The organism is Streptomyces sp. NPDC014676 (assembly GCF_043084105.1).
Classification (GTDB): Bacteria; Actinomycetota; Actinomycetes; order Streptomycetales; family Streptomycetaceae; genus Streptomyces.
In genome coordinates, this window is the sequence record NZ_JBIBZI010000012.1 from 149,704 (window position 1) to 172,364 (window position 22,661).

The following is a 22,661-nucleotide window of genomic DNA, read 5'->3' on the forward strand; positions in this document are numbered from 1 at the left end:
GCCCGGGGCCCTTCGCGCCGCCGGCGGCGCGAAGGGCCCCGGGACGGTCAGGCCGCCCCCGGCAGCCACAGGTCGGGGCCGAAGACCTCGTAGTGGATGGAGCGGGCGGGCACCCCGGCGTCGAGCAGCCCGCCGCGCACGGCACGCATGAACGGCAGCGGGCCGCACAGGTACACCGTCGCGTCCGCCGGGACGTCGATCCCCGCGAGGTCCATCAGGCCGTCGCGGGCGTCGAGCTCCTCCGGGCCGGGACGCTCGTACCAGAAGACCGCCTCCGCGTCGGTCAGCGCGTTCACGATCTCGCGGGTCTCGGCGCGCAGCGCGTGCTCGGCGGGCGAGCCGTCGGCGTGCAGGACGAGCACCCGCCGGGTGGAGCCGGTGGCGGCCAGCCGGGCGAGCATGCCCAGCATCGGGGTGCAGCCGATGCCGGCCGAGACCAGGACCAGCGGGGTGTCGGCCTCGTCGAGCGCCACGTCGCCGGCGGGCACGGACAGCATCAGCTCGTCCCCGGTGCCGGTCCGCTCGTGCAGCAGGCCGGAGACCTCGCCGTCCGGTGCGCCGTCCGCTCCGGCGACCCGCTTGACGGTGATGCGGCGCAGCTCGTCCCCGGGGTCCGAGGACAGGCTGTACTGGCGGAGCTGGTGCACCCCGTCGGGCATGAGCACCTTCACGCTGACGTACTGGCCCGCGCGGGCCGGCGGGGCGGGCTCGCCGTCGGCGGGGCGCAGCAGGAACGACACCACGTCGTCCGTCTCCTCGTGGCGCTCCACCACCGTCCACGGGCGCCAGATGCCGCCCGCCTCGACACCGGCCTCGTGGTACAGGCGCGCCTCCTGCGCGATGAGGGCGCCGGCCATCAGCCAGTACACCTCGTCCCAGGCGGCGGCGACCTCGGGCGTCACCGCGTCGCCCAGCACCTCGGCGATCGCGCCGAACAGGTACTTGTGCACGATCGTGTACTGGTCGTCGGTGATCCCGACCGCCACGTGCTTGTGGGCGATCCGGGACAGCAGGGCGTCCGGGCGGGTGTGCGGGTCGGCGAGCAGCGCCTGGGCGAAACCGGCTATGGACCCGGCGAGCGCCCGGCGCTGGGCGCCGCTGGCCTGGTTGCCCCGGTTGAACAGGCCGTCCAGCAGTTCGGGCCGGTCACGGAACATCGAGCCGTAGAAACGCGTGGTGATCTCGTCGAGGGCCCCGGCCACGGCGGGCAGGGTGGCCCGCAGTACTGCGGCGGACTCTTCGGACAGCATGAAGTCTCCCAGAGGCGGGACGGGGAAAGCGGGTCGGGCCGCGGATCCGGACCGGCGGCAGCACCTGTATAGCAACCCGGCATGCCTGTTTCCTGGGGCAACGGGGCCGCCGGGGGCGACGCGGGACCGTCGTCCCACCGGAAGGGGACCTCCGGCCCCGGAGGACGACCGGGGGACGGGGCCGACCGGCCCGCCCGGCGCGGCGGGCCGCCCGCCCGCCTGTGGTCCCCGCCGGTCCGGCCGCCCGGCCCATGCCGTACCGTCGCCTTTACTGGACCGTTACCGGGGCGCCGGCCGGGTGCGCCGGCAACGGCGTCGGACGAAGGGACGGGAGGCACACGGGTGGCAGGCTCCGGGCGGGACGAGGACGCCCGCGTACGGCTACCGCAGCTGAGGCTGGACGAGCTGCTGGAGGAGCTCCAGGCGCGGATCGACGCGGCCCGCGGCACCCGCGACCGGGTGCGCAGCCTGCTGGAGGCCGTCCTCTCGGTCGGCCGGGAACTCGACCTGGAGCAGGTGCTGCACAGCATCGTGGAGGCCGCGGCGGCGCTGGTGGACGCGCGGTACGCCGCGCTGGGCGTGATCGGCCCGGACGGCAGGCGGCTGTCCGCCTTCCACACCGTCGGGGTCAGCGAGGAGGAGATCGCCCGCATCGGCCCCTACCCCGAGGGCCACGGCATCCTCGGCGAGCTGATCCGCCGTCCGGAGCCGCTGCGGGTGGCGAAACTCTCCGACCACCCCGCCTCGTACGGGTTCCCGGCCCACCACCCGCCGATGAACACCTTCCTCGGGGTCCCCATCCGGGTCCGCGACCAGGTCTTCGGCAACCTGTACCTGACCGAGAAGCGGGGCGGGGCGCACTTCGACGAGGAGGACGAGTCGGTCCTGTCCACCCTCGCCGTCGCCGCCGGCGTCGCCATCGACAACGCCCGCCTGTACGAGGAGTCCCGGCTGCGCGAACGCTGGCTGCGGGCCAACGCCGAGATCACCCACGGACTGATGTCCGGCAGCGAACGCGGCTCGGCGCTCGCGCTCATCGCGGAACGCGCCCGGGAGATCACCGGGGCCGCCCTCGCCGTGGTCGCGGTGCCCGTGGCCGGCACCGACTCGCTGACCGTGGAACTGGCCATCGGGCAGGGCGCGGACACCCACCGCGGGCTCGTCCTGCCCGTCGACGACAGTCTGCTCGGCCGCGCCTTCACCCGTGCCGCCCCCGTCACCAGCGCGGACATCGCGCACGACGACCGGGCCTTCCCGGGCCCCCAGCGCTACCCGGACCTCGGTCCGGCGGTCGCCGTGCCCATCGGGTCGGGCGAGGGGGTGCGGGGCATCGTCCTGCTGGTGCGGGCCGCGGGCCGCAACGCGTTCACGGACAAGGAGATCGAACCGCTGCGGGGGTTCGCCGCCCAGGCGGCCGTGGCGATGGAGCTGGCGGAACGCCGCCAGGACGCCGAGCAGATCGCCGTGCTCGAGGACCGCGACCGGATCGCCCGCGACCTGCACGACCTGGCGATCCAGCGGCTGTTCGCCACCGGCATGACGCTGCAGAGCGCCGGCCGGTTCATCGAGCACAAGGAGGCCTCGGAGCGGGTGCTGCGGGCCGTGGACGACCTGGACGAGACCATCAAGATCATCCGGTCGACCATCTTCGGCCTGCGCTCGCCCGCCGACGAGGGCGCGGGCGGAGCCGGCCTGCGGGCCCGCGCCGTACGGGTGGTCGGCGAGGCCGCGCCCGTGCTGGGCTTCCCCCCGAGCGTGCGGATGGAGGGCCTGATCGACACCCACGTCTCCAAGGAGGCCGCCGACCACCTGGTGGCCGTGCTCTCCGAGGCACTGACCAACATCGCCCGGCACGCCCGCGCCGACCGCGCCGAGGTGGTGCTCGAGACCGACGGCCGCGAGGTACGGCTGACGGTCGCGGACAACGGCGTGGGCGTCCCGGCCGGGGGCCGCCGCAGCGGCCTGCGCAACATGGCCGAACGCGCGGAACAACTGGGCGGCACGTTCGGCATCACCGGCTCCGCCGACGGGGGCACCACACTGCTGTGGCGCGTGCCGGTGGGGGAGCGGTAGACGGCTCGGGTCCGCCCTCCGGACCGGGCCCGCTCCGGGGGTGATGTTCCCCGGCCCGTCACCGCGACGCTCCTCCCGCCGACGGCCGTCCGGGTGTGCCGGGCGTCCGCCGCGGGTACTCCGGTGGTCGGTCGCCGGCCGTGGTGGCCGTCCGTCCACGACCGGTGCGGGTCTCACCGTCGGTGACGACTCCGGGACGGGCCGCCGCGGCGCGGCACCGCGGCGGCAGCCGCCGGCGGGAGGAGCGTCGCAGTGACGGGCTGGACCTGGGAGCACGAGGGCTACGATCCCGCCGACGCGCGCCTGCGGGAGTCGCTGTGCACCCTCGGCAACGGGTACTTCGCCACCCGGGGCGCGCTGCCGGAGTGTTCCGCGGACGAGGTGCACTACCCAGGCACGTACGCGGCCGGCGTCTACAACCGGCTCGTCTCCGAGGTCGCCGGACGGCACGTCGAGAACGAGGACATGGTCAACCTGCCCAACTGGCTGCCGCTGCGCTTCCGGCTCCCCGGCGAGCCCTGGCTCACCCCCGACACCGCCCCCGTGCTCGACCACGGCGAGACCCTGCACCTGTCCTCCGGACTCCTGGAGCGCAGGACACGGTACGGCCTGGGGGCCGGACGGACGCTCCTGGTGCGCCAGCACCGTTTCGTCCACATGGCCGACCCTCATCTGGCGGGCCTGCGCACCGAGTTCACCGCCGAGGGCTTCTCCGGGCCGCTGGAGACCGAGGCGGCGCTCGACGGCGACGTCACCAACGCCGGGGTGCCGCGCTACCGGGACCTGGACGGCCGTCATCTGACCCATGTGCTCACCGGCACGACCTCCGCGGACACGGTGTGGCTGCGCTGCCGCACCCGCACCTCGGACATCCGGATCGCGCTCGCCGCCCGGCTGACGGCACCCGCGCCCGTCACGAACCGGCACGACCGCCCGCGCGCCCTGCAGAGCACCCGGCTGGACCTGGCCGCCGGGGACACCGTCACCGTCGACAAGATCGTCGCCCTGCACACCTCCCGCGACCCCGCGATCAGCGACCCGCTGCACGCCGCCGTCGACCGGGTGGTCCGGGCGGGCGGCTTCGACGAACTGCTCCCGCCGCACCTGACGGCCTGGGCCCAGCTCTGGCGCCGGGCCGAACTGGACGTACCCGGTGAGGCGGGCCGCATCCTGCGGCTGCACCTCTTCCACGTCCTGCAGACCCTCTCCCCGCACACCGCGGACCTGGACGTGGGGGTCCCCGCGCGGGGACTGCACGGCGAGGCGTACCGGGGGCACGTCTTCTGGGACGAGCTGTTCGTCCTGCCGTACCTCAACCTGCACTTCCCCGAGATCTCCCGCGCGCTGCTGCACCACCGTCACCGGCGTCTGGAGCGCGCCCGCACCGCCGCCCGGGACGCCGGGCGCCACGGCGCGATGTACCCCTGGCAGAGCGGCAGCGACGGCCGGGAGGAGACCCAGCAGCTGCACCTCAACCCCCGCTCCGGCCGCTGGCTGCCCGACCACTCCCGCCTCCAGCACCACGTGGGGTCGGCGATCGCGTACAACGTCTGGCAGTACTGCGAGGCCAGCGGCGACCAGGAGTTCCTGCACACCAAGGGCGCCGAGATGCTGCTGAACATCTCCCGCTTCTGGGCGGACTCCGCCACCTTCGACGACCGGCTGGGCCGCTACCGCATCAAGGGCGTGGTCGGCCCCGACGAGTACCACGACGCCTACCCGGACGCCGCCGAACCGGGCCTCGACGACAACGCGTACACCAATGTCACGGCCGCCTGGGTGCTCGCCCGCACCCTGGACGTGCTGCGCGGCCTGCCCGAGCCGCGCCGCCGTGAACTCGCCGAGCGGACCGGACTGGACGCGAGGGAACTGGAGAAGTGGGAGGAGGTCTCCCGCACCCTCCACGTCCCCCTCCACCACGGCGTCATCAGCCAGTTCGAGGGCTACGGGGAACTCGCCGAACTCGACTGGCGGGGCTACCGGCGCCGCTACGGCGACATCCGGCGCCTGGACCGGCTGCTGGAGGCCGAGGGCGACACCGTCAACCGGTACCAGGCCTCCAAGCAGGCGGACGTCCTGATGCTGGGCTACCTCTTCTCGCCCGCCGAACTCCAGGGGATCTTCCGCAGGCTGGGGACGATCCTGGACGAACGGACCTGGCGGCGCACGGTCGACCACTACCTGCACCGCACCAGCCACGGCTCCACCCTCAGCGGCCTGGTCCACGGCTGGGTGCTGGCCCGCGCCCGGCGCGCGGACGCCTGGAAGTTCTGCCAGGAGGCCCTCCAGGCGGACATCGCCGACATCCAGGGCGGCACCACCGGGGAGGGCATCCACCTCGGCGCCATGGCCGGCACCCTCGACCTGGTGCAGCGCGGACTGACCGGTCTGGAGACCCGCGGCGGAGCCCTGTGGCTCGACCCGGTGCCCCTGCCCGAACTCTCCTCCTACGGCTTCACCCTGCGCTACCACGGCCACTGGGGTGTCCGGCTGCGGCTGGAGCACGGCCTGCTGGAGATCGCCGTGCCCTCCTCCGGCCGCTCCCCGATCGAGGTCCACCTCCCGGACCGCACGGTCCGCCTCCAGCCCGGCGAGACGGAGCGCCTGACCCTTCCGGACTGACACACGTGCGCCCGTCCGGTCCGGGGAACGGACCGGACGGGCGCACGTGGGGTGAGCCCTCGCGGGGCAGGGAGTCAGGCGCCGCTCTCGCGGAGCATGTCCTCGCGCTCCACGATCTTCACGCGCTCACGGCCCTGCGGCTCGCCCAGCGCCTTCTCCGCGGCGTCCAGGCGGTACCAGCCGTCCCAGGTGGTGAAGCGGATGCCGCGCTCGGCGAGGAACGCGTCCACGGCCTCCGGGGCGGGTGAGCCGGGGGTCTGGAGCCGGCCGGCCGCGTAGTCCGCCAGCAGATTGCCCACCGTCTCGTTGGCGTCGCCCTTGGTGTGGCCGATCAGGCCCACCGGACCGCGCCGGATCCAACCGGTGACGTACGTGGAGTCCAGGTGCTCGCCGGTCTCCTGGACGACGCGCCCGCCCTCGTCCGGGACCGTGCCGGAGCCGAGGTCCCACGGCAGCTTGGGGAGCTTGTCGGAGAGGTAGCCCACGGCCCGGTAGACCGCGCTGACGTCCCAGTCCTTGAACTCGCCGGTCCCCCTGACGTTGCCGGTCCCGTCGAGTTCGGTGCGCTCGGTGCGCAGGCCGACGACCTTGCCGTCCTCACCGAGAATCTCGGTGGGCGACTCGAAGAAGTGCAGGAACAGTTTGTGCGGACGGTCGCCGACATCGCGGATCGCCCAGTTCTCCAGGGTCTTGGCGACCATGTCGGCCTGCTTGTTGCCGCGCCGGGTCGCGATCGAGCCCTCGTCGTAGTCGATGTCCTCGGGGTCGACGATCACCTCGATGGTGGGGGAGTGGTCCAGCTCCCGCAGCTCCATCGGGCTGAACTTCGCCTGCGCCGGGCCGCGGCGGCCGAAGACGTGGACCTCCAGCGCCTTGTTGGCCTTCAGGCCCTCGTACACGTTCGCCGGGATCTCGGTGGGCAGCAGCTCGTCGGCCGTCTTGGCCAGGATGCGGGCCACGTCGAGGGCGACGTTGCCGACGCCGAGCACGGCGACCTTCTCGGCGTCGAGGGGCCAGGTGCGCGGCACGTCCGGGTGGCCGTCGTACCAGGAGACGAAGTCCGCGGCGCCGTAGGAGCCGTCGAGGTCGATGCCCGGCACGTCCAGCGCGCGGTCGGCCGTGGCACCGGTGGCGAAGATCACACCGTCGTAGAACGCGCGCAGATCGTCGAGGTGGAGGTCGGTGCCGTAGTCGACGTTGCCGAACAGACGGATCTGCGGCTTGTCGAGCACCTGGTGCAGGGCCGTGATGATGCCCTTGATCCGCGGGTGGTCGGGGGCGACGCCGTACCGGATCAGTCCGAACGGCGCGGGCATCCGCTCGAAGATGTCGATGGACACGCCCGGTTCGGCGGCCACGTCGGACTTGAGCAGGGCGTCGGCGGCGTAGATCCCGGCGGGGCCGGATCCGACGATGGCTACCCGCAGGGGGCGGGGCATGGTCAGGTTCCCTTCGAGCGATGACAGGCGACTCGGTCGGAAGCCTAGACTGAGGCATGCCTTACCTGGTACGCGGGTCCGGTCTATGGGCTCATAAGCCTCTCTTATGAGGTTTCCCCGCTTGCCCTTATGGCTCACGGGACGGGCTGTTCCGCCCAGATGACCTTGCCGGCCGGAAGATAGCGGGTGCCCCAGCGTTCGGCGAGCTGGGCCACCAGGAACAGGCCGCGCCCGCCCTCGTCCGTCATGGTCGCGTACCGCAGATGGGGCGAGGTGCTGCTGCTGTCGTACACCTCGCAGATCAGGTTGCGGTCGTACAGCATCCGCACCTGGATGGGGGTGCCGCCGTAGCGGAGCGCGTTGGTGACCAGCTCGCTCAGGATCAGCTCCGTGCCGAACGTCAGCTCGTCCAGCCCCCACTCGGCCAGCTTCCGGGTGACCGCCGCCCGCACCTCGCCGACGGCCGCCGGGTCCGGCGGCACCGGCCACTGGGCGATGCGGCCGGCGGGCAGCGCCCGCGTCCGCGCCACGAGCAGCGCGATGTCGTCACCGGCCCGCGCCGGACGCCGGGACTCCAGTACGACCCTGCAGGTGTCCTCGGGGGAGCCGCCGGACCGGGACAGCGCCTCGCGCAGCCGCTCCAGGCCGACGTCGATGTCGTGCCCGCGGTCCTCGACCAGCCCGTCGGTGTACAGGACGAGCCGGCTGCCCTCCGGCAGCTCCAGCTCGGCCGACTCGAACGGCAGACCGCCCAGCCCCAGCGGGGGACCGGCGGGCACGTCCCAGAACTCCACCCCGCCGTCCGGGCGGACCACGGCCGGCGGCGGATGGCCCGCCCGGGCCACGGTGCAGCGCCGGGAGACCGGGTCGTAGACCGCGTACAGACAGGTCGCCCCCGTCACCGGCGCGCTCTGCTCGTCCTGCGCCTCGTCCTGGTCGATGCGCCCGACCAGCTCGTCGAGCAGGGCCAGGAGCTCGTCGGGCGGGAGGTCGAGGGCGGAGAAGTTGTGCACCGCCGTGCGCAGCCGCCCCATCGTGGCCGCCGCGTGCAGGCCGTGGCCGACGACGTCGCCGACCACGAGCGCCACCCGGGCACCGGACAGCGGCAGCACGTCGAACCAGTCCCCGCCCACCCCGGCCTGCGCGGGAAGGTAGCGGTAGGCGATCTCCAGGGTGTTCTGCTCGGGCAGGGTGCGCGGCAGCAGGCTCCGCTGGAGCGTCACCGCCATGCTGTGCTCGCGCGTGTAACGGCGGGCGTTGTCGATGGAGACCGCGGCCCGCGCGACCAGCTCCTCCGCGAGCGCCAGCTCCTCGGTGTCGAACGGCTCCGCCTTCCGCGAACGCCAGAAGCTGACCACCCCGAGCACCAGCGTCCCGGCCCGCAGCGGCACGGTGATCAGCGAATGGATGCCGTACTCCATGACCTGCCCGGAGCGCTCCACGTCCTGTGCGTGCCAGCCGGGTGCCTCGACGAGCCGGGGCTCCAGGACCGGCCGGCCGGTGGCGAGGCTGACGCCCTGCGGGGACGACGCGACGAAACGGATCTGCGCGCCCTTGGAGTAGAGCGGGGCGTCCGCGCCGATTCCCGCCGACGCCGCGCGGCGCAGTACGCCGGCCGCGTCGGGGTGGCCGCCGGCCAGCACCGACTCGAACAGGTCCACCGTGACGAAGTCGGCGAACCGCGGCACGGCCAGCTCGGCGAGCTCCTCGGCCGTGCGGGTGACGTCCAGGCTCGTCCCGATGCCCACTCCCGCGTCGTACAGCATGTTGAGCCGCTCGCGTGACTCCTCCGCCCGGCCGGACAGGGCGCGCAGCTCGGTGGAGTCGCGGACCGTGGCCACGCTGCCGGGCGGGCCGCCCGCCCGGTCGGTGGGCCGCTGGTTGACCGCCAGCAGCCGGTCGGCCACCAGGTGCACCTCGTCCGTGGCGACACGGCCCGAGGACAGCAGCTCGGCGGTGCCGGGGTCCAGGCCGATGTCCGGCACGGGCCGGCCCTCGGCGTCCTCGGGCAGGCCGAGCAGCCGGCGCGCCTCGTCGTTGGCGAGCATGAGCGTCCCGTCCCCGTCGACGATGATCACCCCTTCGCGCACCGCGTGCAGCACCGCGTCGTGGTGTTCGTACATCCGGGTCATCTCGCGCGGGCCCAGGCCATGGGTCTGGCGCAGCAGCCGTCTGCTCACCAGGGCCGCGCCGCCGGTCGCCAGGGCGAGCGCGGCGAGCGCCGCGCTCAGGACGAGGGGAAACTGGTCCTCCGCCGCCCCGCCGACGTGCTCGGTCGTGATGCCGGCCGACACCAGGCCCACCACCTCGCCGTCGGCGTCCTCCACCGGCACCACCGCCTGCACCAGCTGTCCGATGGTGCCCTCGATCTCCTCCACCACCGGCTCGCCGGCCAGCGCGGGCCCGATGGTGCCGACGAACTTCTTGCCGATGCGGTCCGGTCTGGGATGCGTGTAGCGGATGCCGTCGGTGTTCATGACGACGACGAAGTCGACGTTCGCCTGCTCGCGGGCCGCCTCGGCACGCGGCTGGAGCACGGCCGTGGGGTCGGGGGAGTCCAGCGCCTCGGTCATGCCCGGCGCGTTCGCGAAGGTCTCCGCGACGGCGAGCGAGCGGTTGCGGGCCTCCTGCGTGCTGTCCCGCCGCACCTGGAGCACCAGCGCCACGACGGCGGCCACCACCAGCAGCAGCACGATCACCAGGTACAGCACGAACACCTGTCCGGCGACACTGCGCCCGCTCAGCACCGACCGCAGTCCCGCCGCCGGATGCCACCGGGAGCGGCCGTCTGCGTCCCGCCGGCGCCGGACGGACGCCGCGGCACCGGGCCGCAGGGACGACCGGGGCCGGGATCGACCCATGAGTCGGACCATGTGCCATGTCTACACTGCCGCGCCACGCGAGGCGAGGGGCGGCACCCGCCCGACCGGCGGGTCGTCACCTTTCCGTCACGGCCTCCCCGGGTCGCGCGCGGCCGTCCCCCGGTGACCGCGCGCGACCCTCCCCCGGCGCGCGACTCGTCCCCCGAAGGTCGCGCGCGTTCTTCGACCGGGCCACCCGGCCGCGCCGGCTCAGTCGGCCAGGGCGCGGGCCAGTTCCGTGGTGGCACGGGCGATCTCGGTGTCCGGCTCGGCCAGCAGCCGGTTCAGGTCACCGCGCCGGGCGCGCACCGCCTGCCGGGCGGCCCGCTCCCACACCACCGGGTTCTCCCGGCGGCTGAGCAGCTTGGGATACGCGGCGGCGGTGCTCTCCCACTGCCGGGCGTCGGCGATGGCCTTGAGCAGCTGGATGATCCCGGCCCGGCAGGTGACGTGCGGAAGCTGGGCCAGCTCCCAGAGGAAGGGGACCGCGGCGGCGGTCGCCTGCTCCGTGACGAAGCCGTACTGGCAGATCCGTTTCCGCAGATCCTCCAGGGCGGCGCGGGCGGTGCCGGCGTCTCCCCAGGCGATGCCGTTCAGCAGCAGGGGGATGGCCGCCGCCGAGCCGGTGGAGTCCTGCATGTCGGCCCACGGCACGCGGGACAGTGCCGTGAGGGGCGTGGTCCGTGCCACTTTGGTGGGGGACGTGTGGCGCACAGGGCGCTCGCTGCTCGGCTGTTCCGTGGAAGCGCTGCGCATGGCGTGGGTGCCTCTCCGCGGCAGTCGTGTCGGATGGGGGGTCGGGCCGGCGACCGGGCCCGTGCCGCTCTGCCCGCCGGAGGGGCGGGGGCGGCGCCGGAGACGGTGAGCGGCGGGTGCGCGGGACCCGGGCCGGACGTCCGGCGCACCCGCGCGCCGCGGTGCCGCGTGCGTCACGGCGGTGGTGGCCGGGTGGGTCGTGCGGACCGGGTCGTGGGGAATCCGGGGCGCCTCATGGGCGCCGGTGGGCGGGGCCCGGTGTGTGCGGCCCTGAGGCGGAGGAGGGTGCCGACGCGGAGCGTCGGCGGCCGGCGGTGACGCGGCCGGGGAAGTGCGTGCCGGGCCCCGGGTCCGCGGCGTGCTCCGTACGGCGCTCCCCGGCCCGGTGTCCACGAGGACGGCGTCGCGGCGGTGGTGGCCGGGCTGCCGGGTGTGCGGGGAGTCCCGGGTGGAGGACCGTGTCCGCGCGAGCCCCTTCCGGCCGCGCGTGAGGCGCGGCGCGCCCGAGGCGGACGCGGGGCGGGCCGTCTCCGGTGCCGGGAGCGGCTGTCCGTACGGCGCCGCCGGGAGCGGCCGGTGCGGACCTGCCGTCACCGTGCCGCGGCCACTCGTCGGTAACAGGGTGGCGGCCGGCGGCCGGCGTAACGGATGCGCAGGTGATGACACGGCATCTCCCCGATGCGACGTCAGGACAGGGCGTCAGTACAGGGGTTGACGCCGCAGCTATTATCCACGCTGACGGCGCTCGCGTGCAATTGCACGAGAAATTGCGCGATATTTTTCCCGGCGCGCGGTCCGGCACCCGGAACCGCGCACCGGGAGACACGGGAACAGCGAGGAGACAGCGGTGCCAGGAGTGCGCAACGGAGTGCGGGCCAGCCAGTTGGACGCCCGCTGGATCAAGAGCCGGCACAGCAACGCCGAGGGCAACTGCGTCGAGGTGGCCCCGCTGGCCGACGGGGGGATCGCGATGCGCAACTCCCGTGACCCCGACGGTCCCGCCCTCGTCTACACGGCCGCGGAGCTGGCGGCGTTCCTGGCCGGCGCGAAGGACGGCGAGTTCGACCACCTGGTCTGAACACCCGCGACGCACCGGCGCCGGCCGCCCGGACCGGTGCCGGTGAAGCGGAGCCCGACTCGCCACTTCCCCGGGGCTTTCGCACGCGGATGCGGTGAGGGGAAGTCAGATGCGATAGTGTAAAGCGCCCTTGTGCCGGTCTGCTGGGAGTCAGGATGTCCGCCGCGTCGCCTCGAATCTCCCGTCTGGAACCCTACCTGGACAGGTCCGAGCCCGCCCCGACCCTGCTGAAGATGCTGGTCGGCGTGCAGCTCGCGGGCTTCCGTGAAGATGCCGGACTGTCCCAGGACCAGGCGGCGCGCTCCGTCGGCTTCAGCCCGGCGAAGCTGTCCCGCATCGAGTCCGGCAAGGGCCGCCGCCCGCCGACCGAGGGCGACGTCCGGGCCCTGCTGACGCTGTACGGCACCGACGAGTACGAGGCCTCGGTGCTGCTCAAGCTGCTCCTGCGGGCCGGGGAGCCGGGCTGGTGGCAGCGGTACGACAAGCGGCTGATGCCCGAGTGGTTCGACCGTCTGGTCGGGCTCCAGGAGGCCGCCGCCACCATCCGCACCTTCGAGATCCAGTACGTCCCCGGACTGCTGCAGACCGCCGCCTACACCCGCGCGGTGGTCGAGCGCGGGCTGCCGAACGCCCCGGCCGGCGAGGTGCGGCGCCGGGTCGAACTGCGCATGCGCCGCGCCGAACTGCTGATGCGCGAGGCCGCGCCGCAGCTCTGGGCCGTCATCGACGAGTCGGTCCTGCTGCGCGTCCTGGGCAGCCCCGCGGTGATGCGCGAGCAGCTCGAGCACCTGGTGGCGATGGCCGAGCGGCCCAACGTGACGGTGCAGATCGTGCCGCTGGACGTGACGAACGCGTCGGCGCCCGCCATCCCCGTGACCTATCTGCGCTTCGGCGGGCTCGACCTGCCCGACGTGGTCTATCTGGAGCACATCAGGAGCGCCAACTTCCTGGAGGACCGCGACGAGACGGAGGAGTACCGGATCGCGCTGGACCGCCTCGCCGACGAGGCGCTCAAACCGCGTGACTCGGTGGAACTGCTCCGCAGGACGATCGGGGAGCGCTACGCCGCGGTGTAGCGGCGGGCCCGGACACGCCGACGCCCCCGTGGGACCCGAGCGGTCCGGCGGGGGCGTCGCGGCGTCGGGGGTTACAGCGGGATCCGGCCCACACCGCCGAACTCGATCCACTCCTGGGTGAGCTGACGGGGCGCCACCTCGGTGTCCGGGCGCCAGGTGGACACCTCCACCAGGCCCGGCTCCAGGACCTCCAGGCCCTCGAAGTACGACTCGACGTCCTTCTCCTCGCGCACCCGGCCCCAGTTCCCGTGGGTCGCCCGGTCCATGAAGTCGGTGACGGACGCGCGGACCTCCGGGTCCTCACTGACGAGCTGGCACATCACCATGAAGCTGCCCGGCGCCAGCCGTTCGCGCACCCGGCGGGCCAGGGCGAGCGGACCGTCGGTGTCACTGTCCGGGATGCAGTGGAAGACCGAGTTGAACAGCACGCACACCGGCTCCGAGAAGTCGATCAGCCGCCGGGTCTCCGGGTGACCGAATATCCCGTCGGTGTCGCGCATGTCGGCCTGGATGACCACGGTGCGCTCGTCCTGCTCCAGCAGGGCACGGCCGTGCACCAGGACCATCGGGTCGTTGTCGGTGTACACCACGTGGGTGGTCGGGTCGACGCGCTGCGCGACCTGGTGGACGTTGTCCTGGGTGGGCAGGCCGGAACCGTGGTCGATGTACTGCCGTATCCCGTACTCCTGGGTGAGGATGCGGACCACCCGCTGGAGGAAGCGCCGGTTGTTCAGCGCCAGGCGGCGGGTGCTGGGCACCACCTTGTCGAGTTCCTCGACCGCGGCGCGGTCCGCCGCGTAGTTGTCCTTGCCGCCCAGGTAGTAGTCGTACATGCGCGCTGCCGTCGGCACGGTCGCGTCGATCTCGGTGGACAGCTGCTTACCGGTGTGCATCGTTCCCCCTGCGGGCGCGCCAACTGGACTGGCTGGACAGGGAGTACATCCTAGGGAGCCGCGGAGGGGCGGTGCCAGCCCGTCGGCGAACGTCGCCGGAGGGGATGAGGCGCCGCCCGCCCGGAATGACCCTGGGTGCCCTGATGGATACCTAGGGTGAGCGCTTGCGCTCCGGAGACGGGGTACTCGCGGAGTGCCGCCGTTTCCCCGTGGAGGCCGGACCCTGGACAGCGCGACGGACCGGATCACCGACCCCTGGGACCGGGAGCTGCTGGAGCCGGCCTCCTCCTGTCATCCGCGGACCCTCCGCCAGATGCGCTGGACCAACACGATGATCGAGGTGCTGTCGCCGCAGCTCCTCGTCAGCGCGTAACCGGCACGGGTGGCGGCCCCCGGAGAGGCCTGCGCCGGCGTGCGTGCCCCGCTATCGTCGGTTTCGTCCCTACCGGACGCCCGCTGCCCCGGGAGGCACGCATGGACGACTACTACGACCTCGGCGACCACCGCCGGCCCGTGACGACCTCCTCCCCCGACGCCCAACTCTGGTTCGACCGCGGGCTGGTGTGGACGTACGCGTTCAACCACGAGGAGGCGGTCAGCTGTTTCGAGAAGGCGGCCGAGGCCGACCCGGACTGCGCCATGGCCCACTGGGGCATCGCCTACGCCCTCGGCCCCAACTACAACAAACCCTGGGAGGCCTTCGACGGCGACGAACTCGCCGGCACCGTCGCGCGCACCCACCGGGCGGTGGAGCGGGCGCACGAGAAGGCCGCCCGCGCCACCCCCGTCGAGCGGGCCCTCATCGAGGCCCTGCGCGCCCGCTACCCGCAGGCGGAGGCCGCCGAGGACTGCTCCGTGTGGAACGAGCCCTACGCGGACCGGATGCTCGCCGTGTACGAGAACGCCCCCGGCGACCCGGACGTGGCCGCGCTCTGCGCCGACGCCCTGATGAACCTCACCCCCTGGCAGCTGTGGGACCTCAGGACCGGCCGCCCGGCCGAGGGCGCCCGTACCCTGGAGGCCAAGGCCGTCCTCGACGGAGCCCTCGCCACCGCCGCGGGCGCCCGGCACCCCGGCGTCCTCCACCTGTACGTCCACCTGATGGAGATGTCCCCCACGCCGGAAGCGGCCCTCACCGTCGCCGACCGGCTGCGCGGCGCCGTGCCCGACGCCGGGCACCTGCTCCACATGCCCTCGCACCTGGAAGTGCTGTGCGGCGACTACCGCCGGGTCGTCTCGGACAACACGGCCGCCGTCGCCGCCGACGAGAAGTACCTCGAGCGGGCCGGCGCCATGAACTTCTACACGCTCTACCGCGCCCACAACCACCACTTCCGGATCTACGGCGCCATGTTCGCCGGCCAGTCGCAGGTCGCCCTGGACGCCGCCGCGCGGCTCGAGGCCGCCGTCCCCGAGGAACTCCTCCGGGTGCAGAGCCCGCCCATGGCCGACTGGCTGGAGGGGTTCCTGGCGATGCGCGTCCACGTCCTGATCCGCTTCGGCCGCTGGGACGACATCCTGGCGCTGCCGTTCCCCGCCGACCCGGAGCTGTACCGCGTGACCGCCGCCATGCTCCACTACGCGCGGGGAGTCGCCCTCTCCGCGACCGGCGCCACCGACGGGGCCGAGGCGGAGCGGGCCGCCTTCCGGGCGGCCGTGCGCCGCGTCCCCGGGACCCGGATGCTGTTCAACAACACCTGCCACGACATCCTCGCCATCGCGTCGGCGATGCTGGACGGCGAACTCGCCTACCGCAAGGGCGAGTACGACACCGCCTTCGCCGCGCTGGAACGCTCGGTCGAGCTGGACGACGCCCTGCCCTACGACGAGCCCTGGGGCTGGATGCAGCCCACCCGGCACGCCTACGGGGCGCTGCTGCTGGAGCGGGGCCGTATCGAGGAGGCCGAAGCCGTGTACCGGGCCGACCTCGGCCTCGACGCCACCCTGCCCCGGCCCCTGCAGCACCCGGGCAACGTCTGGGCGCTGCACGGGTTCCACGAGTGCCTGCTGCGCACCGGCAGGACCGGGGAGGCGGCGATCGTCGCCCAGCAGCTCAAGCGGGCGACCGCGCTGGCGGACGTACCCGTCGAGTCGTCCTGCTTCTGCCGGCTGGAGACCCACCACCCCTGCCACTGAACCGGCCCGGGCGGGTGCCCGGGCCGGTTCGGTGAGCCGGACGCCGTCCGGCCTCAGCTCGCCTCGACGACGTCCTGGAACGTCTTCATGCAGGAGAAGCAGTGCCGGTCCGTCATGTGCCGACGAGTCGACTCGTCCTGCTTCTCCACTCCGCAGAGCGTGGATGACTTGTCCGACGTGAGGACATGCCACACCAGCTCCCCCGAAGTGTCTGCACCGCACCACATCTCGTGCATTCCCAGCTCCCTCCGGGTAGGCATGGAGGCCGCTTCCATACGAGCACGGCCCGGGCCCGGACGGCTCGTCCGGCGGGGCAGTCGGGTGATGTGCGGGGCCGGGACGCATACCGGCGGTGCCGGCCGGATCCCGGAAGGACGACGGAGGCGCCGGCCGTGGTGCGTCCGTCGCGCGGGCCGGGCGGACGGCGGGTGACCACGCCCGGTGAGATCACCGGCCCCGCGCACTCCGGCCGGGGTGTGGCGGAGTTCCCGCGGCGCGGGGCCGCCGGAGGGCGAACGGCTGCCGGCCGGTCCCGCCCGGGCCAAGGAGGCCGGCGACCGGGTCCACGTCCACGTCCACGACGCGGCGCAAGGGACTCCGCGCGACCGCCGCGGGGTGCTCCCCACGCACCGCGGTCACCGTCGGCGCCGACTCCGACGGTGGCCGTGCCTGCCCGTGCACCCCCACGTCACACCGTCATGCCGTGCGCGCGGACACGGCTGCCTCCGGGCGCCCGGGCCCGTCACGAAGCCCCGCGAACCGGCACCCGGGACGCCCGGCGCGGCGCACGAGACCGGTGAGATTGCCGGTCCGCACCGGCCCCCTCCTCTCCGACAGTGGCACCGCCAGTCAATCGGCGGCGCCCCCGGCCGGGGCACGGCCCCAGCCGCACCGTGATCCCCGTGCACCGGACGGACGGACGGCCCGCCGCGACAGAGAGGACCACTCGCCGTGCAGCAGCACCCCCACACCAGCAGGCGCGGAACCGGCAGATTCGCCGCACTGACCGCGGCGGTCGCCGCCGTCGTCGGCCTCACCACCCTCAACGGCCCCGGCGCCCAGGCGGCCGACAACCCCTACGAGCGCGGCCCGGCACCGACCGAATCGAGCATCGAGGCGCTGCGCGGCCCCTACGCCGTGTCGGACATCTCCGTCTCCTCGCTGTCCGTCACCGGCTTCGGCGGAGGCACCATCTACTACCCGACCAGCACCGCCGACGGCACCTTCGGGGCGATCGCGATCTCGCCCGGCTTCACCGCCTACCAGTCCTCCATCGCCTGGCTGGGCCCGCGCCTGGCCTCCCAGGGATTCGTGGTGTTCACCATCGACACCAACACCACCCTGGACCAGCCCGCCTCCCGCGGCGACCAGCTGCTCGCCGCACTGGACTACCTCACCCAGCGCAGCGCGGTCCGCGGCCGCATCGACAGCAGCCGGCTCGGCGTCATGGGCCACTCGATGGGCGGCGGCGGCACCCTCGAAGCCGCCAAGGACCGGCCCTCGCTCCAGGCGGCGATCCCGCTGACGCCCTGGAACCTCGACAAGACCTGGTCCGAGGTCAGGACCCCCACCCTCCTCTTCGGGGCCGACGGCGACACCGTCGCCCCCGTCTCCAGCCACGCCGAGCCCTTGTACAGCGGCCTGCCGTCCTCCCTGGACCGGGCCTACATCGAGCTGAACGGCGCCACCCACTTCACGCCCAACTCGTCGAACACGACGATCGCCAAGTACAGCGTCTCCTGGCTGAAGCGGTTCATCGACAACGACACCCGCTACGAGCAGTTCCTGTGCCCGCTGCCCCGGCCGAGCCTGACCGTCGAGGAGTCCCGGGGCAACTGCCCGCACACCTCCTGACGTTCCGATCCGGTGGCGGCCCGCGTACGACGCGGGCCGCCACCGGCGTTGTGTGCGCGCACCGTCGGGCGCCGGCCTCTCTGGGCGCCCGCACACTCGTGGACGCACCCCCTCCGCCCGACCTTACGCATGAGTAACGTCGAGTGAATGACCGTACAGACGACCCCGCGACGGCAGGCGACGGACCGGCTGCTGGACAGGCTGCGCACCGACGGCGGCGTCCACGTCGTGACCGGTGAACCCGGTTGCGGCCGTACGGCGTTCCTGGACCACGCCGCCCGTTCCTTCCGCGCCGGACCGGTGTGGCACGTACGCGCCGACCCCGGCGGCGGCGCACCCCCGCTCAGCGGCCTGCACACCTTGCTGCGTGCCGCCGGCCGCACCGTGCGGGCCGCGGGGGACGGTACGGCGGGGGAGGCGCTGTTCGACGTCCTGCGCGCGGCGTCCGGCGCGTCACCGCTCCTGGTGTGCGTGGACGACGCGCACCTGTGGGACGCCGCGTCGCGCGCCGCGCTGGGGCACGCCGCCGCGCGGGTGCGGGCGGCGGGGGTCCGGGCGGGACTGCTCCTCACGGTTCCCGGGCACCGGCCCGTGGACCGGGAGCTGGCGGCACTGCCCGTGCTGCGGCTGGATCCGCTGGCCCCCGGGGACGCGGCCCGTGTGGTCGACGACATGACCGGCGGTGCCGTCGACCCCGGCGTGCGCGAGGAACTGGTGACGGCGGCGGAGGGCAACCCCGCGCTGCTGCTGGCGCTGATCCGCCGGCTGTCGCCCGCCCAGCTCGGCGGGCACCGGGCGCTGCCCCGGCCGCTGGCCGACGGGGAGACTCTCGGCGGGGTGACCGGCGGCTGCCTGACCGGCGTACCGCCGGACCGGGCCGGCCTGCTGCTGACGACGGCGGCCGCCGTGCGCGCGACGGGGGAACCGGACGCCGACGCCGGCCTCGTACGGCGGGCGGCCGGGGCCGGCGCGGCATGGCCGTTGCCCGAGGTGCTGGCCCTGGCCGAGGGCCGCCTGCGGTTCCGCAGCGCGCTGCTGGGGAGGGCGGTGTACGCCGGTGCGCCGCCCGAACGACGCCGTGCCGCGCACCGCGCACTGGCCGCGTGCCTGGCGGGCACCGGTGCGGACGGTGTCCTCGCGTTGCTGCACCGCTCCTGGACCGTCACGGGCCCCGCCCCCGGCCTCGCGGCCGAACTCGCGACGGCGGCGGCCTCCGCGCCGCTGCCGGACCTGCGCCGCAGGGCGCTCACCCGGGCCGCCGAACTGACGGCGGACGGGGCGGAGCGGGCACACCGCTACACCGCCGCCGCGGCACAGGCCCTGCTCGCCGGGCACTCGCCCGAGGCGCTGCGCCTGCTCGACGCCGCCCGGAGCCGCCCGGTCCCCGCCTCCGTACGCGGCGGCGCGGAATTCCTGCGGGGCACGGTGCTCCTCGCCGACGGTCCGGTGGACGACGCCCGCGAGTCCTTCCTGCTGGCCGCGGGCCTGCTCGCCGGGGCCGGCCACGAGGCCGCCGGTACGGCGACCCTGGCGGCGGCGGACGCGGCCTGGGCCGCCGGCGACCCCGTCTCCTGCCTCCACGCCCTCACCGTCCCCGTACCGGCCTCGAAGTCGCCGGCCGCCACCCCTGCGGAGACACCGTCCGCCGGGCCCCCGGTCCACGCCGTCGCCATCGACGCCGCACCCGCGACCGGACCCTCCGCTTGTGCCGACCCCGGGGCCGGGGGCCGGGCGGGCGCCGGGGACGTCCTCGGCGGGGTGGCGGTGCCGGGTTCGGGCGGTTCCGGGAGGGGGGTGCCGGGAAGCGGCTCGCCGGGTGGCGGGGCGCCGGGGCGGACCGTCGGTGGCACGGGGGTGTCCGGGCCGGGTGGCGGCCGGGGCGGCTCCGGGGCGGGGGTGCCGGGTGACGGGTGGGCTGTCGGTGGTGACGCGCCCGGTGCCGTCCCCGCGGGTTCCGGGCCGCTCCGGGACCACCGGGACGGGATGCGGGCCGTGCTGCTGGGACGGTTCGACCGTGCCGCCGGCCCGCTGCGGCGGGTGGTCGAGCACGGGCTGTCCGGCGACGCCCCCGAACCGCTCCTGCGGTCCGCCTCCGCCGCGCTCATGCTCGGTGACGTGACCGCCGCCCGCCGCGCCGGCGCACGGGCACTCGCCGCGGCCCGCACCCTCGGCAGTGCCGCCCTCGAACCGAGGGCGCTGGAATACCTGGCCTACGCCGAACTGCGGGCCGGACGCCACCAGCTCGCCCGGACCCATGCCGAGGAGGGGCTGCGCACCGCGTCGCGGACCGGACAGCGGAACACGGCCGCCCACCACCACGCGGTCCTGGCGCTCGCCGCGTCCATCGAGGGGGAGCGGGAGATCGTCGCCGAGCACGTCGCCGCGGCCCTGCGCACCGCCCGCCGGCACGGACTCGCGCAGGCCGCGACGCTCGCCCAGTGGGCCGCGGCCCGCGCCGACCTCGGAGCCGGTCGCCCCCGTGAGGCCGCGGACCGGCTGGGCCCCCTGGTCCGCCCCGGTGCCCGCCGCGGCCACTTCGCCGTGTGGATGCTCGCCGTCCCCTGCTTCGTGGAGGCCACCGTACTCGCCGGTCGCCCCGAGCACGCGGCCGCGGCCGTCGAGGACTTCGCCCTGTGGGCCGCCTGCGGGGCCGACCCGCAGGCCCCCGCCCAACTCCTGCGCTGCCGTGCCCTGCTGGCCGCCCCGGACGCGGCCGACACCCTGTACCTGAGTGCCCTGGACCGCCATGAGGAGACGACAGGGGACTTCGAACGGGCCCGCACGGAACTGCTCTACGGCAAGTGGCTGCGGCGCAGACGCCGGCTGCGCGAGGCGCGCAGCCGTCTCGGGGAGGCGCTGATGGGCTTCGAGCGCTGCGGCGCGCACCTGTGGGCGCAGCAGGCCGCCGCCGAGTCGCGGGCGGGCGGCGCGGCCCCCGGCCTGCCCAGGGCCGGGGAGCTGTCCCGGCTGACCCCGCAGCAACTGCGTATCGCGCGGCGCGTCGCCGAGGGCGCCACCAACCGGGAGGTGGCCCTGAGCCTGTCCGTCAGCACCCGCACCGTCGACTACCACCTGCGGAACATCTTCGCCACCCTGGGGGTCCGTTCCCGGGTCGAGCTGGTCCGCCTCGTCGGCCAGGCGGAAAAGACCGGTGCACAACCCTAGGGACCGACCGGACGGTATGTCATCCTTCGGGGCAGGACGAGTCCGACGGCGGCCGGCCCACGGGCTCCCCCGTACCGGCCGGGCGCCGATACGGGGACCGCCGCCGCACGGGCGCCGCCGGGAAGCCGACCCTGGGGGAGATGCGCGATGCAACACGCCGTACGGCCACGTACCCTGCCGCGTTCCGGACCCGCGCCCGCCGCGCGGCCCCGGACACCGCGCGTACGGTCGCTGATCGACGCCGACGCGCTGCGCGTGCTGCACCGGGCCGCCCGCGTCCTGCTGGACGACCTGCCCCAGCTCACCGACGGGCTGGTCGCCGTACTGCAGGAGCAGGAGCCCGCGTACCGGGCCGCGGTGGAGGGGGACGCCACCACCACCTGGCAGGAGGTGCACCGCTCGCTGCGGCACAGCATCTCCTCCCTGATCGATCCACGGGGCGCCCGGGACGCGGCGCGGCGCTGCACCTGGAAGATCGGCGCCGCGCGCGCCGAGCAGGGGCTGCCGCTGGACGCCCTGCTGCACGCCTTCCGGCTGGGCGGCTCGCTGGTGTGGCAGGGCCTGGTCGACGAGACCTCCCGGACGGCGCCCGAGGACGTACGGCTGCTGGTGCACGTGGCGTCCGACGTGTGGAACTTCGTCGACGAGCACTGCACCCTCGTCGCGGACGCCTACCGGCAGACCGAGCGACAGCTCGCGTGGCGGAGGGAGAACAGGGTGCGTCTGCTGGCCGCGGCCCTGCTGGACGGCACGAGCAGGATCGCCGACCTGCCCGAGACCGCGCAGGCGCTGGAGCTGCCCGAGCACGGGCGGTACGTGGTCGTCGCGGTCGCCGGCGACCGGTCCTCCGGTTGTTCCGCTGCCCAAGCGGCCCTCGCTCCGGGTGTGCGCGCGCACTGGCACACGGGCGTGGACGCCGACTACGGCATCGTCCTGGTCGAGGACGGCGCGGAGCCCGTCGTGCCGGAGGAGCGGGCGGCCGGTGCGCGGGTGGGCGTCAGCAGCGTGGTCGAGGGGCTGTCCGCGGTGGGGGAGGCGCGGCGGCTGGCGGACACCGCGCTGAGCCTGTGCCCCGGGCAGGGCGGCACGGTCCACCTGACCGAGCACCTGCCGGCGGCGCTGGTGGTGTCGGCTCCCGAACTCGGCGCCGCGCTGGCCGAGCGGCTGCTCGGCCCGCTGGCCCACCTCGAACCCGCCGACGCGGAGGTCCTGCTGGACACCCTGGCCACCTGGCTGGCCTGCGACGGTTCGGCCCAGCGGGCGAGCCGCCGCCTCTACTGCCACCGCAACACGGTCCTCAACCGCCTCCGCCGCTACGAACAACTCACCGGCCGCTCCCTCTCCCGCCCCACCGACCTGATCGAGGTCAGCCTGGCCCTGACGGCCCGCACCCTCCTCACCTGACAACAACCAGCCACACCGCCCACCCAGCCGTGGCCAGCCGCGCAGCCCCCACCC

The 22,661-nt window shown here is 74.4% G+C and carries 14 protein-coding genes; 9 read left to right on the forward strand and 5 right to left on the reverse strand.

All coding sequences use genetic code 11. The features are described from left to right. Positions 1 to 47 precede the first annotated feature (47 nt). Positions 48 to 1,250 carry a globin domain-containing protein gene (locus tag ACF1DX_RS29235; RefSeq protein WP_391794124.1) on the reverse strand — a complete coding sequence of 401 codons (1,203 nt, stop codon included), beginning with the start codon at positions 1,248 to 1,250 and terminating at the stop codon, positions 48 to 50. Between the two features lie 342 nt (positions 1,251 to 1,592). Here ACF1DX_RS29235 and ACF1DX_RS29240 point away from each other — a divergent pair, with 342 nt between their 5' ends. Further along, positions 1,593 to 3,323, forward strand: coding sequence for a GAF domain-containing protein (locus tag ACF1DX_RS29240; RefSeq protein WP_391794125.1), 1,731 nt, complete (start codon positions 1,593 to 1,595; stop codon positions 3,321 to 3,323). 252 nt (positions 3,324 to 3,575) lie between these two features. Continuing rightward, entirely contained in the window at positions 3,576 to 5,945 is a 2,370-nt protein-coding gene (locus ACF1DX_RS29245; RefSeq protein WP_391794126.1) for a glycoside hydrolase family 65 protein, read from the forward strand. Positions 5,946 to 6,019: 74 nt separating this feature from the next. Here ACF1DX_RS29245 and ACF1DX_RS29250 read toward each other — a convergent pair whose 3' ends face one another. The 3 genes from ACF1DX_RS29250 to ACF1DX_RS29260 all read right to left on the reverse strand — a co-directional run bounded on the left by ACF1DX_RS29250 (position 6,020) and on the right by ACF1DX_RS29260 (position 11,001). Further along, positions 6,020 to 7,384, reverse strand: a complete 1,365-nt coding sequence (locus ACF1DX_RS29250) for an FAD-dependent oxidoreductase (protein WP_391794127.1) — start codon at positions 7,382 to 7,384, stop codon at positions 6,020 to 6,022. A 134-nt stretch (positions 7,385 to 7,518) separates the two neighbouring features. Beyond that, positions 7,519 to 10,257, reverse strand: coding sequence for a SpoIIE family protein phosphatase (locus tag ACF1DX_RS29255; protein ID WP_391794128.1), 2,739 nt, complete (start codon positions 10,255 to 10,257; stop codon positions 7,519 to 7,521). Positions 10,258 to 10,455: 198 nt separating this feature from the next. Further along, positions 10,456 to 11,001, reverse strand: a complete 546-nt coding sequence (locus tag ACF1DX_RS29260) for a hypothetical protein (RefSeq protein ID WP_391794129.1) — start codon at positions 10,999 to 11,001, stop codon at positions 10,456 to 10,458. 847 nt (positions 11,002 to 11,848) lie between these two features. Here ACF1DX_RS29260 and ACF1DX_RS29265 point away from each other — a divergent pair. Together ACF1DX_RS29265 and ACF1DX_RS29270 are read left to right on the forward strand one after the other, a co-directional pair. Further along, on the forward strand, positions 11,849 to 12,079 hold the full coding sequence (locus ACF1DX_RS29265) for a DUF397 domain-containing protein (RefSeq protein WP_030863603.1): 231 nt from the start codon (positions 11,849 to 11,851) through the stop codon (positions 12,077 to 12,079). 155 nt (positions 12,080 to 12,234) lie between these two features. Then, positions 12,235 to 13,155 (forward strand): helix-turn-helix domain-containing protein, encoded by a 921-nt coding sequence (locus ACF1DX_RS29270; RefSeq protein WP_391794130.1) that lies wholly within the window; start codon positions 12,235 to 12,237, stop codon positions 13,153 to 13,155. Positions 13,156 to 13,226: 71 nt separating this feature from the next. Here ACF1DX_RS29270 and ACF1DX_RS29275 read toward each other — a convergent pair whose 3' ends face one another. Next, on the reverse strand, positions 13,227 to 14,048 hold the full coding sequence (locus ACF1DX_RS29275) for an SAM-dependent methyltransferase (protein ID WP_391794131.1): 822 nt from the start codon (positions 14,046 to 14,048) through the stop codon (positions 13,227 to 13,229). A 193-nt stretch (positions 14,049 to 14,241) separates the two neighbouring features. Between ACF1DX_RS29275 and ACF1DX_RS29280 the strand changes: the two genes are divergently transcribed. The 5 genes from ACF1DX_RS29280 to ACF1DX_RS29300 all read left to right on the forward strand — a co-directional run bounded on the left by ACF1DX_RS29280 (position 14,242) and on the right by ACF1DX_RS29300 (position 22,607). Then, positions 14,242 to 14,421: a hypothetical protein gene (locus tag ACF1DX_RS29280; protein ID WP_391794184.1), complete on the forward strand. Its 180-nt coding sequence runs from the start codon at positions 14,242 to 14,244 to the stop codon at positions 14,419 to 14,421. A 101-nt stretch (positions 14,422 to 14,522) separates the two neighbouring features. Next, the gene (locus tag ACF1DX_RS29285) at positions 14,523 to 16,184 is read left to right on the forward strand and encodes a hypothetical protein (RefSeq protein ID WP_391794132.1); all 1,662 of its coding nucleotides are present in this window, start codon (positions 14,523 to 14,525) and stop codon (positions 16,182 to 16,184) included. Between the two features lie 951 nt (positions 16,185 to 17,135). After that, the gene (locus ACF1DX_RS29290; RefSeq protein ID WP_391794133.1) at positions 17,136 to 18,038 is read left to right on the forward strand and encodes an alpha/beta hydrolase family protein; all 903 of its coding nucleotides are present in this window, start codon (positions 17,136 to 17,138) and stop codon (positions 18,036 to 18,038) included. A 147-nt stretch (positions 18,039 to 18,185) separates the two neighbouring features. Next, a complete protein-coding gene (locus ACF1DX_RS29295) occupies positions 18,186 to 21,203 on the forward strand; it encodes a LuxR C-terminal-related transcriptional regulator (RefSeq protein ID WP_391794134.1) in 3,018 nt (1,005 codons plus the stop codon). A gap of 147 nt (positions 21,204 to 21,350) precedes the next feature. Beyond that, on the forward strand, positions 21,351 to 22,607 hold the full coding sequence (locus ACF1DX_RS29300; RefSeq protein WP_391794135.1) for a helix-turn-helix domain-containing protein: 1,257 nt from the start codon (positions 21,351 to 21,353) through the stop codon (positions 22,605 to 22,607). Positions 22,608 to 22,661 lie beyond the last annotated feature (54 nt).

Bases quoted from the DNA above. Each gene is read 5' to 3' on its own strand.
- ACF1DX_RS29255 (WP_391794128.1), bottom strand. From the start codon at position 10,257: ATGGTCCGACTCATGGGTCGATCCCGGCCCCGGTCGTCCCTGCGGCCC.
- ACF1DX_RS29260 (WP_391794129.1), bottom strand. From the start codon at position 11,001: ATGCGCAGCGCTTCCACGGAACAGCCGAGCAGCGAGCGCCCTGTGCGC.
- ACF1DX_RS29250 (WP_391794127.1), bottom strand. From the start codon at position 7,384: ATGCCCCGCCCCCTGCGGGTAGCCATCGTCGGATCCGGCCCCGCCGGG.
- ACF1DX_RS29295 (WP_391794134.1), top strand. From the start codon at position 18,186: ATGACCGTACAGACGACCCCGCGACGGCAGGCGACGGACCGGCTGCTG.
- ACF1DX_RS29275 (WP_391794131.1), bottom strand. From the start codon at position 14,048: ATGCACACCGGTAAGCAGCTGTCCACCGAGATCGACGCGACCGTGCCG.
- ACF1DX_RS29300 (WP_391794135.1), top strand. From the start codon at position 21,351: ATGCAACACGCCGTACGGCCACGTACCCTGCCGCGTTCCGGACCCGCG.
- ACF1DX_RS29285 (WP_391794132.1), top strand. From the start codon at position 14,523: ATGGACGACTACTACGACCTCGGCGACCACCGCCGGCCCGTGACGACC.
- ACF1DX_RS29235 (WP_391794124.1), bottom strand. From the start codon at position 1,250: ATGCTGTCCGAAGAGTCCGCCGCAGTACTGCGGGCCACCCTGCCCGCC.
- ACF1DX_RS29270 (WP_391794130.1), top strand. From the start codon at position 12,235: ATGTCCGCCGCGTCGCCTCGAATCTCCCGTCTGGAACCCTACCTGGAC.